The 13,635-nt window shown below is 34.3% G+C and carries 15 protein-coding genes; 9 read left to right on the top strand and 6 right to left on the bottom strand.

Annotated elements, in window-relative coordinates; all coding sequences use genetic code 11:
* Nucleotides 1-11: 11 nt before the first annotated feature.
* Complete coding sequence (locus RV14_RS08770) at nt 12-1,097, bottom strand: ABC transporter ATP-binding protein (RefSeq protein WP_071855891.1); 1,086 nt, start codon at nt 1,095-1,097, stop codon at nt 12-14.
* Between the two features lie 16 nt (nt 1,098-1,113).
* Nucleotides 1,114-1,656 (bottom strand): helix-turn-helix domain-containing protein, encoded by a 543-nt coding sequence (locus tag RV14_RS08765; protein WP_071855890.1) that lies wholly within the window; start codon nt 1,654-1,656, stop codon nt 1,114-1,116.
* A gap of 241 nt (nt 1,657-1,897) precedes the next feature.
* Here RV14_RS08765 and RV14_RS08760 point away from each other — a divergent pair, with 241 nt between their 5' ends.
* The 6 genes from RV14_RS08760 to RV14_RS08735 all read left to right on the top strand — a co-directional run bounded on the left by RV14_RS08760 (nt 1,898) and on the right by RV14_RS08735 (nt 6,821).
* Nucleotides 1,898-2,887 carry an acrylyl-CoA reductase family protein gene (locus RV14_RS08760; RefSeq protein ID WP_071855889.1) on the top strand — a complete coding sequence of 330 codons (990 nt, stop codon included), beginning with the start codon at nt 1,898-1,900 and terminating at the stop codon, nt 2,885-2,887.
* Complete coding sequence (locus tag RV14_RS08755; protein ID WP_071855888.1) at nt 2,884-3,630, top strand: phosphopantothenate--cysteine ligase; 747 nt, start codon at nt 2,884-2,886, stop codon at nt 3,628-3,630. The genes RV14_RS08760 and RV14_RS08755 overlap by 4 nt, the downstream gene beginning before the upstream one ends.
* A gap of 121 nt (nt 3,631-3,751) precedes the next feature.
* Nucleotides 3,752-4,303: a phosphopantothenoylcysteine decarboxylase gene (coaC, locus tag RV14_RS08750; RefSeq protein ID WP_071855887.1), complete on the top strand. Its 552-nt coding sequence runs from the start codon at nt 3,752-3,754 to the stop codon at nt 4,301-4,303.
* A gap of 15 nt (nt 4,304-4,318) precedes the next feature.
* Nucleotides 4,319-4,957: an ECF transporter S component gene (locus RV14_RS08745; RefSeq protein WP_071855886.1), complete on the top strand. Its 639-nt coding sequence runs from the start codon at nt 4,319-4,321 to the stop codon at nt 4,955-4,957.
* Between the two features lie 226 nt (nt 4,958-5,183).
* Nucleotides 5,184-5,831, top strand: coding sequence for an NAD(P)H-binding protein (locus tag RV14_RS08740; RefSeq protein WP_071855885.1), 648 nt, complete (start codon nt 5,184-5,186; stop codon nt 5,829-5,831).
* 3 nt (nt 5,832-5,834) lie between these two features.
* Nucleotides 5,835-6,821 carry an NAD(P)H-quinone oxidoreductase gene (locus tag RV14_RS08735; protein ID WP_071855884.1) on the top strand — a complete coding sequence of 329 codons (987 nt, stop codon included), beginning with the start codon at nt 5,835-5,837 and terminating at the stop codon, nt 6,819-6,821.
* 79 nt (nt 6,822-6,900) lie between these two features.
* Here RV14_RS08735 and RV14_RS08730 read toward each other — a convergent pair whose 3' ends face one another.
* Nucleotides 6,901-7,419, bottom strand: a complete 519-nt coding sequence (locus RV14_RS08730; RefSeq protein ID WP_071855883.1) for an isoprenylcysteine carboxylmethyltransferase family protein — start codon at nt 7,417-7,419, stop codon at nt 6,901-6,903.
* Nucleotides 7,420-7,691: 272 nt separating this feature from the next.
* On the opposite strand from RV14_RS08730, the gene RV14_RS08725 reads away from it, so the two are divergent.
* Nucleotides 7,692-8,507 (top strand): DUF2238 domain-containing protein, encoded by an 816-nt coding sequence (locus RV14_RS08725; RefSeq protein ID WP_071855882.1) that lies wholly within the window; start codon nt 7,692-7,694, stop codon nt 8,505-8,507.
* Between the two features lie 247 nt (nt 8,508-8,754).
* On the opposite strand, the gene RV14_RS08720 is transcribed toward RV14_RS08725, so the two are convergent.
* From RV14_RS08720 to murB, 3 genes are all read right to left on the bottom strand, one after another.
* On the bottom strand, nt 8,755-9,054 hold the full coding sequence (locus RV14_RS08720; protein WP_071855881.1) for a bacteriocin immunity family protein: 300 nt from the start codon (nt 9,052-9,054) through the stop codon (nt 8,755-8,757).
* 90 nt (nt 9,055-9,144) lie between these two features.
* Entirely contained in the window at nt 9,145-9,732 is a 588-nt protein-coding gene (locus RV14_RS08715) for a GNAT family N-acetyltransferase (RefSeq protein ID WP_071855880.1), read from the bottom strand.
* Between the two features lie 112 nt (nt 9,733-9,844).
* Nucleotides 9,845-10,750: a UDP-N-acetylmuramate dehydrogenase gene (gene murB, locus RV14_RS08710; protein ID WP_071855879.1), complete on the bottom strand. Its 906-nt coding sequence runs from the start codon at nt 10,748-10,750 to the stop codon at nt 9,845-9,847.
* Nucleotides 10,751-11,878: 1,128 nt separating this feature from the next.
* On the opposite strand from murB, the gene RV14_RS08700 reads away from it, so the two are divergent.
* Nucleotides 11,879-12,634, top strand: coding sequence for an exodeoxyribonuclease III (locus RV14_RS08700; protein WP_071855877.1), 756 nt, complete (start codon nt 11,879-11,881; stop codon nt 12,632-12,634).
* A 240-nt stretch (nt 12,635-12,874) separates the two neighbouring features.
* Nucleotides 12,875-13,408 (top strand): 3'-5' exonuclease, encoded by a 534-nt coding sequence (locus tag RV14_RS08695; RefSeq protein WP_071855876.1) that lies wholly within the window; start codon nt 12,875-12,877, stop codon nt 13,406-13,408.
* The last annotated feature ends 227 nt before the right edge of the window (nt 13,409-13,635 follow it).

The raw sequence follows: 13,635 nt of genomic DNA, 5'->3' as shown, positions 1-13,635 counted from the left end.
GTTCTCTCTCCTTACTCTTCGTAGCTGTCAAGCCGAGCATCAAATTCCTCTTCGGTTTCATTAAAACGCATAACATGAATATCTTCTGGTTCAAAAGATAGACCAACTTTGCTGCCTTCTTTAGCTTTTTTAGTTGAATGAACCATCCACTCATTTTGCTGTTCATCATAACAAACAATTTCATAGTGAACTCCTCGAAAAAGTTGCGTATCAACAGTCACCATTAGTTTTCCCTTATCTGACGTTGTAATTGTTAAATCTTCAGGTCGTAACATTACTTCTACAGACTCGTTGGCTCGCATTCCTCCGTCCACGCATTCAAATTGTTTGCCAACAAATTCAACTAAATTATCTTCAATCATCACACCATTGACAATATTGCTTTCCCCAACAAAGTCTGCGACAAAATGATTAATTGGTTCATCATAAATCGCCACAGGTGTCCCGCTTTGTATGATTTTTCCTTTATTCATAACAAAAATTTCATCACTCATGGCTAATGCTTCTTCTTGATCATGAGTCACAAAAATAAATGTAATTCCTAATCTTTGCTGCAATTCCCTTAGTTCGTACTGCATATCTGTACGCAATTTTAAATCAAGGGCAGATAGCGGTTCGTCTAATAACAATACTTTTGGTTCATTGACAATCGCACGAGCAATAGCAACCCGTTGCCTTTGTCCACCAGACATTTCACTAATTTCTCGTTTTTCATAACCTGGAAGTTGAACCATACGTAATGCTTCTTTTACCTTCTTTTCAATCGCTGATTTATTCATCTTTTTTATTTTCAATCCAAAAGCGACGTTATCAAAAACATTCATATGAGGAAACAACGCATAATCTTGAAAAACAGTATTAACTTGACGTTTATTGGCCGGTATATCATTTAATCTTTTTCCTTCAAAATACATCTCGCCTTCTGTTACGTCAGTAAATCCAGCAATCATTCGTAAGATGGTCGTTTTACCACAACCAGAAGGACCTAATAAAGTATAAAATTTGCCTTGTTCAAGCTCAAAACTTACTTTTTTTAAAATCGTTTCATCATCATAACGTTTAACTACTTGATCAAATGAAATAATTGGTTTTCCCACTTTTTACCCCCCTAAACTATAAATATGATTCTGTTGCTACAATCAAAACCTTTGTATACTTTGATTGGTGATTTTTTAACTGATGCTGCTTTGTTGCTTGATAATAGATCGACTGTCCTGCTTTTGCGACATATCGTTCCTCTCCTAAGCTTAACTCTAACTCACCTGCTAACACAAAAATAAACGTTTCTGACAATGAAGGTTCAAATATTTTATATTCACCTGCTTCATGAAATGTAAGCAATACAGGTTCCATTTCTTTTTCATTTGAATCTGCTACAAGCCACTGTAGTTCATAGCCATTTTCTTCGTCTAAATAAACAGTATAATCTTCTTTGGAATAAACAACTTGTAAGTTTACGGTATCTTGATGAAAAAACTCCTCTGGAGAAACGCCTAATACTTCTAAAATGGAAAAAAATGTTTCCATAGAAGGAGAACTCAAATCCCGTTCTAATTGAGAAATATATCCCTTAGATAAATCAGTTCGCTCCCCTAGTTCTTCTTGCGTCAAGTTCTTTTGAATACGCAAGTTTCTTAACTTCTCCCCTATCTCCATTTTTTACCTCCGCTTTGAAGTTTTCTAATAGTAAACAAAAAGTTTACTATTACTCGTACTAGTATACAAACTTTAATAAAAAAGACAACCTTTTTTATCTTAATTTTCCCGAAAAAATTCTTTTTAATGTGCACATTTAAATTTTTCTGCTTTTTTAATAACAAACATTAAGGAATAACGATAAAATCATCTACTTTATGGTATGATATAAGAAAATTTTGGAAAGGAGTTTCATCTTTATATGAATAACTTTAAAGCGTTTCAAGTCAACAATGTTCCTACTTTCCATACCGCCATCATCGAGCAAGGAAAGCCAATATTATCAACAAATGAAGTCTTGATCAAAATTGCGTATTCAGATGTCAATTACAAAGACGCACTAGCTACCAGTAAATCAGGAGGCGTCATTCGTTCCTATCCCATGACACCCGGAATTGATTTGTCTGGCACTGTCGTAGAAAGCTTAGATACACGATTTACTGCCGGGGATCTCGTACTATTAACAGGCTACGGGTTGGGAGTCACTCATCCCGGCGGTTATAGTCAATATCAAAAAGTACCTGGAGATTGGCTGATCCCACTTCCGAAAAATCTTTCTCTTCGTCAGGCCATGATATTAGGAACTGCTGGATTTACAGCACTTTTGTGTGTCAACGCACTGCTTAATCATGGCATGAAAAAAACAGATAAAATTGTCATTACTGGTGCTTCTGGCGGCGTTGGCAGTACAGCAGTAGCTATCTTGCATAAGTTAGGTTTTTCTTCAGTGATGGCACTTTCTAGAAAAAAAGAAGCATCTAAATGGTTAAAAGACTTAGGCGCCAATGCTGTCTATGCACCTCATGAATTTTTCCCCGAAAAAACGAAGCCTTTAGGAAAGCAACAAATCAATTATGTCTTGGACACAGTAGGCGGTGAGCAATTGACTCAACTACTTCCTTTGATTGCCTATGATGGAGCAGCAACGCTATGCGGAAATGCTGGTGGCATTCAGTTAACTGCAACCGTTTTGCCATTTATCTTGCGTAATATCCAGTTGATTGGAATTGATTCTGTTAATGTTCCTTATGAAAAGCGTTGCCCGATTTGGCAGCAACTAGCTGACCTTTCTATTGCAGATGAGCTTTTAGTGAACGAAATTACTTTTGAACAATTGCCAACAGTCATTCAACAATTATTAGCTGGCAAACATCAAGGAAGAACTTTAGTCAACGTAGGGGATGAAAAATGAAGATTTTGATTACCGCAGGCGGCACCAGTGAAAAAATCGATCAAGTACGATCCATCACGAATCATTCGACTGGTCAGTTAGGAAAAAAAATTGCAGAAACGCTACTTAGCCATTCATCCGTAACCATTGATTATGTCACCACACGTTTAGCTGTTAAACCAGATGACAGGGAAAATATCCGGTTTCATCTGATCGAATCAACGCAAGATTTAATGAAGACACTAAAAAAGTTATTCACCGATCAAACTTATGACGGCATCATCCACAGTATGGCAGTAAGCGATTTTACACCTGCTTTCAGTCTGTCTGAGGAACAATTTATCAAAAGTATTACTCAAACGCCTTTAACCTCCGATTCGCTTTCTAACTGGTTACTGGAAAATGAAAGAAATCAGGCAAAAACAGCAAAAATCGCTTCTGATACGCAGCATTTATTTATTTCCTTGAAAAAAACGCCTAAAATCATCAGCTATTTAAGAAAATGGCAACCACAAGCTAAAATTATCGGCTTTAAATTATTAGTAGCTGTTCCTCAAACAGAACTCTTAGAAATAGCCAAACAAAACTTGCAAAACAATCAACTTGACTATATTTTTGCAAATGACCTCACTCAAATTGACGGACAAAACCATCATGGCTACCTCATTGCAACGGATGGAACGATCAAAGAAGCATGGACAAAAAGAGAAATTGCTCAATTGATGGCGTTAGTTATGCTGGGGGATTCTTTGTCTGACCAATAAAAATTGAGTATTTAAAGCGTTAATTTTTTGACGTTCTATGCTCAAATTCATCAATTTTGTTTCTAAAAATAATGAATATTTTCTTTTGTTATTTTTAATGATAAATGAAAGGAGCAAGAAAATGAAAAAAATCCTATTAGGCGTAACAGGTAGTATCTCTGCCTACAAAAGTGCAGATATTACCAATGAACTCGTCAAGCGTGGTTATCAAGTAGACATTATTATGACTAAAAACAGTACACAGTTCATCACTCCACTTACGTTACAGTCGTTATCTAAACGAAGTGTTCATACAGATAGTATGCAGGAAAACAATCCAGCTGTTATTAATCATATCGAACTTGCAAAGCAAACAGACTTGTTCTTAATTGCTCCTGCTACTGCCAATATTATTGGAAAATTAGCCAATGGTATTGCAAATGATCTGCTTTCAACTGTAGCAATGGCAATAACACAAGAAGTTCCTAAACTGATTGCACCAGCTATGAACACCAATATGTATCAACATTCTATTACTCAAAAAAATTTAAAAATATTAAAATCAATCGGTTACCAAGAAATTGAACCAAGAGAATCCTTATTAGCTTGTGGTGATTTTGGTAAAGGTGCTTTGGCGGATAGTCAAACAATCATCGAGAAAATAGTACAAACTATAAACAAAAGAACTGTTTAGTATAAAGGAGTCATTATGAAAAACACCAAAACTTTTGCTTTAACGGCTATGTTTTTAGCGGTCATGATTTTATTAGCTGTCACACCGCTTGGATTTATTCCAATTGGTCCTATTAATGCGACAACCATGCACATTCCAGTAATTATTGCTTCAATCGTTTTAGGTCCTAGATTAGGTGCCTTCTTAGGAGGAACGTTTGGCTTGATTAGTATGATTCGAAGCACGGTTGTTCAAACGCCTTTGTCTTTTGTTTTTTCTCCATTTATTCCAGTGATTGGCACAGATCATGGAAGCTTAAAAGCATTGCTCATTGTGTTTATCCCCCGTCTATTGATTGGAGTTGTTCCTTATTTTGTCTATAAAGGAATTCTAAAATTAAGCAGCAATAAGTGCCACACTGCTTCTTTATTTTTAGCGGGTTTAGCTGGTTCTCTAGTAAATACTATTCTTGTCATGAATATGATTTATTTCTTATTTCAAAAAGATTATGCGCAAGTGATTGGAAAGAGTATTCATGCTGTATATTCTGCGATTTTAGCTGTTATTTTCACTAGTGGGGTGCTTGAAGGAATTATAGCTGGAATTGCTGCCGCTGCTGTTTGCAGTGTTTTGCTTCGACTAATGCACGCTATTCCTCAAAAAAATAATTGTTGACGGTCTTACATTTAAAAATCAAAATATAGATCGTTTCAAGAGAACAGGTGGAAATTATGCTAATGGTTTGAAAATTTTTTTGTAAATTCCGATTGATTTTACTTTTTCAATTAACTAAAAAAGACAAAAACTGTTTTTCTTATTAGCTTGCACACTTTTCCTCTTATATTTTTTTCTTTTAGTGTTATGATTAGTGGTGAATGCTTAATAAGAAAGGATGGTTTAAATGAAAATTTTTGTTGTAGGGGCGAACGGTCAAATTGGTCGTCATTTAATAAAAGACCTTGCAGCCAACTATCAAGTAGTAGCAGGTGTACGTGAGGTAGCGACACAATCTCTTGTAAAAAAAGAAAATGTTTCTTATGTTCCTTTTAATCTTACTTGGTCAGTAGAAGAAATGGTACATGCCTTTAACGGAAATGATCTCGTCATCTTTACTGCCGGTTCGCGAGGAAAAAATTTATTACAAGTAGATTTAGATGGTGCAGTTAAAACGATGATTGCGGCTGAAAAGGCAAATATCTCTCGCTATTTTATGGTTAGTGCGTTTTTGGCGGACACTCCAAGCAAATGGCCAGAGAATATGCTTGATTATTATATTGCCAAACACTATGCAGACGAATGGCTAAAACACCATACTTCTTTAGACTATGTAATCGTACAAGCTGTTTCATTGACAAATGATGAGGAAGTTACTTCTGTACAATTGGCTAAGCCTTCAGAAAAAATTGCTGATACGGTTTCACGTAAAACGGTTGCTTCTGTTTTAACGGCCTTAGTTGACCAACCAAAAATCTCTAAAACGACGTTTGTATTATCTAAAGGGACGCAGCCTCTTTCGAGCGCATTTCATCAATTTATGGAGGAGGAATAAATCATGCGGGCGATTACAATTAAGCATCCCGGTTCTGCTGAAGTTTTACAAGAAATTAATGCACTTAAACCTAAACCTGAAAAAGGACAGTTACTCATTAAAGTCCATGCGGCCGCTATTAATCGGACAGATATCATGCGCAGACAAGCAACTGCTCAACAACCACCTTATCCTATTTTGGGAGTGGAGGTTGCTGGTGAAGTCGTTGAAAGTCCTTGTTCTGAGGACCACTTTATCCCCGGAACGAGAGTTTGTGGGTTAGTGAATTTAGGAGGCTATGCTGAGTATGCCGTTATGCCAGCCGATCGAGCAATCTTGCTGCCTGATTCTTTAGATTATATAGAGGCGGCAGGCCTTTCAGAAGTTTTTCTAACAGCGTATCAAACACTTTATTGGTTGGGAAAATTACAAAAAGGTGAAACGGTACTCATTCATGCGAGCGCAAGTGGCGTAGGAACGGCAGCGATACAATTAGCTAAACAACTATCAAAAGCAAAAGTTATTGTAACGGCTGGTTCAGAAGAAAAATTGACTTTTTGTCAAAAGCTAGGTGCAGATGAACTGATCAATTATAAAACACAAAATTTCCAAGAAGAAGTAGCTAGAATAACTAATGGTATAGGAGTAAATGTTATTTTAGATTTTATTGGTGCTTCTTATTGGGAAAAAAACTTGGCTTCTATCGCTGTAGATGGTCGTTGGGTATTAATTGGTATGTTGGGTGGAACAATTCTTCCCACTATGAACTTAGAAACACTAATAACTAAACGAATCCAATTAATTGGTACATTACTTACCCCTAGAAGCGATCGCTATAAAGCAATGTTAACACAAGAATTTATGAAAGTCGTTGGACCTTATCTTGCTAAGAAACAAGTAAAACCCATCATTGATCGAACTTTTTCTTTAGATGAAGTAAAAAAAGCACACGAATATATGGAAGCAAATAAAAATATCGGAAAAATTATTTTAACTTTGTCCTCTAAATAATTGCCATCTGCTAAATAGTTTCCCCATTTAAATAGCTAAAAAAGTTTGAAGGATCCAGCAAAGAATCCTTCAAACTTTTTTATGCATGGCTGATAGATGCAACGATCTGATTTTCTTTTTTTATTCGCAAATAAAGGCATACGCTGTAAGGAAGAAGAAAAACACTTAAAGTGATATAAGCATGAAAAAGAAGAACAACTCCTAATAGTTCAGGTAAAATATTTAAAAAATAATTTGGGTGTTTCACACGATTAAACAACCAATGGTCAATCAATTGATGGTTCGTTTCAAATATTAGTTTGACAGACCAATAATTTCCTAATAATTTCATTACCCAAAATAGCGTAAGAAATGAAAAAACGATCAGACAAACACCGATGAAACTAGTCCAGTCAAACTGGACTTTACGAATGATTCCTTCAAAGAAAGCTGAAAAATAAAACAATGTATGTAATATTGCTAACCATTTGGTTGCCACTTTACCGTATTCCGTCGCTCCTGTACTTAATAATTGTTTGGCATGTTTACTTGAAATTTTTAGTACATATAATCTTACGATAGCGATCATTATAAATATAAAAAATAATTGTTCACTCATTTACTCTTTCCCTTTTTCTTGATGTTTGTTTGAAAAGTCATTTATAATATGTAAAAATCTATATACTTTCTTTGCTTTTCCACTTAAAAATTTATTCTCCTTTTTTAGTTTAATTGAAAAAACCACAATTTCAAGTATTTATGTATCTTTTTTTAAAATAAAGTGATTAGTTGATTTTTTTCTTCTTAAATTATTTATTCTTTTAGTACAAAAAAATAGAGCTCACACTTTTTTCCTAGTATAATCTTTATTATACGTAAAGGGGTTATTTTATGAATTATGTGAAAAGGTTTTTTATGAATGAAACTAAATCAGCTAGAATGATTACCCATGCTTTTTATATTCTCTTACGAATTATTGTCATAATCATGTTGGTTGATCAAATCATTCAAAACAATATAAGTAATGTGTTTCTCTTGTTATTCACGTTAATTTTATTTGAGATTCCTTATTTTTTAGAAAAAGTGTTAAAGATTGAAATACCAAATATGTTGGAAATTATTATCCTCTCATTTATTTTCAGTGCAACCGTTTTAGGTGAATTAAGTAATTTTTATGATTACTTTTCTATGTGGGATACCGGTCTTCATGGCTTAAGTGGCTTTCTAGCAGGGGGAGTTGGCTTTTCTCTTGTCTATTTACTTAACAAAAATACAAAAGCATTAAATCTGACCCCCTTGCTTTTGGCTGTTGTTTCTTTTTGCTTTTCAATGACTGTAGGTGTCATGTGGGAATTTGTTGAATTTTCTGCCGATCATTTATTTCAACTTGACATGCAAAAAGATAGCGTGATTCAAGAAATTAATAGCGTAGAGCTTAGTAAAGACGGACATACAGTTTATACAATCAATAACATCAAAAAAACTATTATTGAACATAAAAATACCGCAGGAAAAACAGAAAAATATGTTCTTTCTGGAGGCTATTTAGATATCGGAAATATGGATACAATGAAAGACTTATTTGTCAATTTCATTGGTGCCTTAACCTTTAGCATCTTTGGCTATCTTTATAGTCAAAACGATTATCGAAAATTTACATTTATAAAAAATTTTATTCCTAGAAAAAAAAGAGAAAAGCGTCAATAAAATAAACCTTCCTAGTTTAGTCGAAAAACAATTCTTCATAGCTTAACCTTTTCTTTTTTACCAACTAAAAGTGCATCAGTTAACTAAGACAAAAAAGATTCATAGAACATGTTAGAAAATGAAATCTCTGTTTTATTTCCTAACAAGAAGTAGCAAAATTTATTGTATATTAGCAACAATAAAAGAGCGTGAAGCAAAGAATACTTTTACTTCACGCTCTAAACACAGATAAATGGCGGCCTCTATGTTAAAAGTGTCCAAAAGTAATAGGCATTGAAGCAAGACCACGACCTAACTCTTTTTCAAATTTTCCTAAAGTAGAAATTTTCATATAAAACGCTGCGATCGTAGGTGTTAATTCTCCTTTAATCGCCAACGGACGCAATTGACATTCTAAATCCTGCATCACCTTTGGAAAGTAATGTTTTTTTTCTAGGCTATTTTTAGCTGTTAGCAATATTGTACGCTCTTCCTCTTTTATTTTTGTATCCAAAATCAGATCATATATTTCCGATAATATTGTTTCAATTTCTTTGGTCTTTTTCATTTGCTTTCTCCTTTGACTAAGTATTGTGAAATATCTAGACTAATTTTTATACATAAAAGTCAGCAATGATTGTAAATTTGACAAGTGAAATTAACGCTTGTTTTTTTCATTGATTTTTAGTTGTTCCAGTACTTCCATTACGAATAGGTATTCACTATTTTGACTGCCTGAAAAATTTTCTGAACTAATCGAAAAACCTAATTGCTGGTAAAGCCTGATTGCAAGATGACTCCACGTTTGTGTATGCAAATAAATCGGACCCTGTACTTCAACCTCTTGAAAAAGACGCAGTACTTCGACAGTTAAAGCTTTGGCAATTCCTTTTCCTTGATGTGGTGGAGTTACTGCCAGCCAGTGAAAAAGCGGATAAGTTCCATCTTTACGCTTTTTGTACCAAGCCGTACATGTTGCAACTTTTTCACCAGCATCCGTCGCTACAAACAACATGCGTTGTTTAAGCTGTTGCAAATAAGGAGAAAAAACACGTTGAAAATATGCTAGTCCTTGTGCTTTCGTTGCAAATTCCCCCACAGATGCCTCAATGCGTGCCCATTCTTTTTCATCTCCTACAGTATACGATTCAAAATGGTACCCTTCCGGCAAAGAAACTATTGGCAATGCTTCACTTATTGGTCGAGTCATCCAAATTTCTGCATAAGGCACTCGTTTATCTAACATGCATTCTCTCCTTTTTATTTAAAAACTAAAGTTCAGTCAAATCAACTACCCATTTATTTAATGGAGAAATTTTATACTATCTCTAATTAGTTAAAATTGATGTTTGCCATTTCTAACGTTTGTCTTCGCCAATGATTCGTACTTCGGTTTCTAGAGATACATCAAATTTTTTCTTAATCACTTCTTGAATGTGCGCAATCAATTCGATATAATCTGTCGCAGTCGCATGATCAACGTTGACAATAAATCCTGCATGTTTTTCAGAAATTTGTGCGCCACCCCATTTTAATCCCTGTAAGCCTGCTTGTTGAATCAATTGCCCCGTAAAGTGCCCGACTGGACGTTTAAATACACTTCCACAAGAAGGATATTCTAGTGGTTGTTTTGATTGTCGTAATTGTGTTAATTCATCCATACGTTTTTTAATTGTTTCATAATCACCTGTTGTTAACTGAAAACGTGCTTCTAAAATAATCGCTTTCGTATTTTGGACTTTACTATACCGATAAGAAAAGTCCATCTCTTCATTTACGATCGTTTGTAACGTTCCATCTTCTAACAAAACATCTACTTCAGCCACTACGTCTTTAATTTCTCCGCCATAAGCACCAGCATTCATATAAACCGCACCACCAATACTTCCCGGAATACCACAAGCAAACTCAAACCCTGTTAAAGAGGCATCTAAAGCCACATAAGTCGCATCAATTAATTTAGCCCCCGCTTCAGCAATCACTGTTGTGCCTTCTACTCGTATTTGTTGCATTTTCGTTAACATGATTACTACCCCTCGAATGCCACCATCTTGAACAATTAAATTACTTGCATTCCCTAAAACCATCCAAGGTACCTGATGTGTTCGACAATAATTGACTATTTTTTTTACTTCATTTTGCGTTTTTGGAAACGCAAGAACATCCGCCACACCACCTGTTTTTGTGAACGTATATTTCATTAATGGTTCATCAAACAACAGATTGATTTCTGATAAAAATTCAATTAACTCTTCTTTATTCACTCAGGATTTTCCCTTCTATCTCAAATATCTCCATTATTTTATCACGCTTAAAACAAACTTACCAGTTTCCCTTACATTTGCCATCTAATCGGTTTAACCAACATCACTTCACAAAGTACATGACTTTTATAAATATCTTGTTGTTTCAGTACAACTACATTTAGTGATTTTTTGTTTATTTCTGATAAAAAATCCTGAACCATGGGCTAAAATCCACACTTTACTAATGTATTCTCCCAATCGCCAAATTTTTTCAATTGTTTTCCTGCTATCTGAGGAACAATCATCTCTGTTAGCTCAGAAATTTCATAAAGCCGCCCCTACTGGCAAGGTCGGCTTTCTTGTGTGCCAAGCCAAATTATCATGTTTCGCACCTAAAATACAGCATCTTTACTGAAAACTTACAACCGATCAGGATAAACTTGAAAAATAAAAAATACGAATCTAGCGGCGATTCTAAAAGATTTTTAACATTGACATCATCCTATAAGAATAGAAAAAGATAACAACTAAAAAGTTACAGAGAGAAGCAAAAATAAAATATTATTTTTCATTTTATCATAAGCGAATTGTCCGTATAGAAAGGATCCAATAAAGAGACAACTCCAAAAACACCAATCCCACATTTTAATATGAACCCAAAAAGAAATCAAAAACAAAATAAACACAGTTAATGCTAACGTCACTAAGGCTGTCTTGAGTGAAAACACGATTTTACTATGCATATTTTCGTTACCTACAATACATTAACATTAAAAGCCATGCTAAAACCTGCAATATTTTTTCCTACAGAAACTCGTCTAACCCCATTCTCTACAGCCCATTTAATAGAAGCACATGTTCCAAGCAACAGCGCCTGCAGTAATAGGATTAACAATAAATTGTTTAAGATAAAAGCCTATATATCCAGCTGCAAAAGTACCTGCTACCCAGCCATTCATTTTTCTTATTTTAGGTCCTAAATTAATGTATAAGCAAAACCTCTAGTTCTAGAAGAAGTCGTGTCTAAAGGAATTTCCTTACTAGCCTCAATCATTCAATTAATTACTCTTATCTTACACTATTTTTAATTAAAATAAGGTACAATAGAATCGCAAGAATCAATAACAAGAAAGGAAGTGCAGCAAGTTGAAGTTAATTTCATGGAATGTCAATGGACTTCGGGCCATTGTTAATAAAAATTTTCTAGAAGTATTTAAGGAATTAGACGCAGATTTTTTTTGTCTGCAAGAAATAAAACTGCAATCAGGACAGATCGAATTAGACTTACCCGGTTATTACCAATATTGGAATTATGCCAAAAGAAAAGGCTATTCTGGTACAGCCATCTTTACAAAAAAAGCAGCTCTCAATGTTTCTTATGGAATGGGCATTGAGCTACATGATCAAGAAGGACGTCTCATTACACTAGAATATCCTAAATTTTTTTTGGTGACCTGCTACACGCCAAATTCACAAAATGAATTAAAACGATTAGATTATCGCCTGCAATGGGAAGAAGCTTTTTATCATTATTTAGAAGAACTAAAAAAACAAAAACCTGTGATCGTTTGTGGAGACTTAAATGTGGCACATCAAGAAATCGATTTAAAAAATTGGAAAACCAATCAAAAAAATGCGGGCTTTACTATTGAAGAAAGAGAGGCATTTTCTCGTCTATTAAATAATGGCTTTATCGATACTTTCCGCTATTTTTATCCGAACCAAGAAGGAATTTATTCATGGTGGAGCTATCGTTTCAATGCTAGAAAGAATAACGCAGGCTGGCGTATCGATTACTTCTTAATCAGTGAAGAGTTGAAACCGCAATTAAGTGACGCCAAAATTCATACTTCTATTATGGGAAGTGACCATTGCCCAGTTGAGTTAGACTTAAATGAATAACAATGATCAGTTCAAATGATAAGCTCTTTTCATGAAGAAAGGGGAATGATGCCAATCTATTGATTGACGAAATTCCCTCTTCATTTACAAAAAAATTTTTTAAATGGTTTGTTCCATTTTTGGCGTAAAAACAAAAAGCTGCTTTTTCTTTGCGTTTTAATGATTTTTACATACTTTTTCGTTAGTTTTCTTTTATTTGTTTTTTCTATGAATAGTTAGCTTTTAGGGAGGGTTTTGAACATGAACTTTGTTGCAATGGATTTTGAAACAGCAAATCATCAACCTCACAGTGCTTGTTCTTTAGCATTAGTCATGGTACAAAATAGTCAAATTATTGGTGAATATTACACTTTAATTCAACCAGAAACACCTTTTTTTTGGAGAAACATTCAAATTCATGGTATCCATCAAGAAGATGTACGTCATGCACCAAAATTTCCTGAAGTTTGGCAAGACATCCAACAATATTTCAAAAAAAATCGTCTAGTCGTTGCCCACAATGCTGCTTTTGATACCAAAATTTTAGCTGATTGTTTAGATTACTATGGTCTTTACCAACCCAATTATTTATCCTTATGTACAGTAAAAACGAGTCGACAATTATTTCCAGAAATGCCAAATCATCGCTTGCATACTATCTGTAAACAGTTAAATATTTCTTTAACTCACCATCATGATGCATTAGAAGACAGCCGAGCTTGTGCAGAAATTTTACTTTATCAAGAAAAACATTTTGGAACGGCTCCTTTGAAAAAATTAGTCACCTTAAAGTAAAGACTAAAGTTTTCACACTTTATAAAATACGTCAACTATAGGCAAAAGCAAGGCAAAATCTCTCTAAAAGAATTCCTTAATTTATCAATCAGGACTTTCACAATCTAAAATTTATTCTATATTAGACATGAATAATGTAGAACCAGCAGTCATGAATGCAAGTATCCCAGGTGGAACTGATTATAAAAAGTGGAGTGAGTAATTATTTTTACCGAATATGCCTAATA

The sequence above is a fragment of the Enterococcus ratti genome (genome assembly GCF_001886195.1).
In the GTDB taxonomy this organism is placed as follows: Bacteria; Bacillota; Bacilli; order Lactobacillales; family Enterococcaceae; genus Enterococcus_B; species Enterococcus_B ratti.
The sequence above is the reverse complement of the archived record's forward strand: the minus strand, read 5'-3'. Positions and strand labels throughout refer to the sequence as shown.

Coding starts and splice junctions, on each gene's coding strand:
- RV14_RS08725 (WP_071855882.1), top strand. CDS start 7,692: ATGAATTATGTGAAAAGGTTTTTTATGAATGAAACTAAATCAGCTAGA.
- RV14_RS08745 (WP_071855886.1), top strand. CDS start 4,319: ATGAAAAACACCAAAACTTTTGCTTTAACGGCTATGTTTTTAGCGGTC.
- RV14_RS08720 (WP_071855881.1), bottom strand. CDS start 9,054: ATGAAAAAGACCAAAGAAATTGAAACAATATTATCGGAAATATATGAT.
- RV14_RS08755 (WP_071855888.1), top strand. CDS start 2,884: ATGAAGATTTTGATTACCGCAGGCGGCACCAGTGAAAAAATCGATCAA.
- RV14_RS08765 (WP_071855890.1), bottom strand. CDS start 1,656: ATGGAGATAGGGGAGAAGTTAAGAAACTTGCGTATTCAAAAGAACTTG.
- RV14_RS08715 (WP_071855880.1), bottom strand. CDS start 9,732: ATGTTAGATAAACGAGTGCCTTATGCAGAAATTTGGATGACTCGACCA.
- RV14_RS08760 (WP_071855889.1), top strand. CDS start 1,898: ATGAATAACTTTAAAGCGTTTCAAGTCAACAATGTTCCTACTTTCCAT.
- coaC (WP_071855887.1), top strand. CDS start 3,752: ATGAAAAAAATCCTATTAGGCGTAACAGGTAGTATCTCTGCCTACAAA.
- RV14_RS08735 (WP_071855884.1), top strand. CDS start 5,835: ATGCGGGCGATTACAATTAAGCATCCCGGTTCTGCTGAAGTTTTACAA.
- RV14_RS08730 (WP_071855883.1), bottom strand. CDS start 7,419: ATGAGTGAACAATTATTTTTTATATTTATAATGATCGCTATCGTAAGA.
- RV14_RS08740 (WP_071855885.1), top strand. CDS start 5,184: ATGAAAATTTTTGTTGTAGGGGCGAACGGTCAAATTGGTCGTCATTTA.
- RV14_RS08695 (WP_071855876.1), top strand. CDS start 12,875: ATGAACTTTGTTGCAATGGATTTTGAAACAGCAAATCATCAACCTCAC.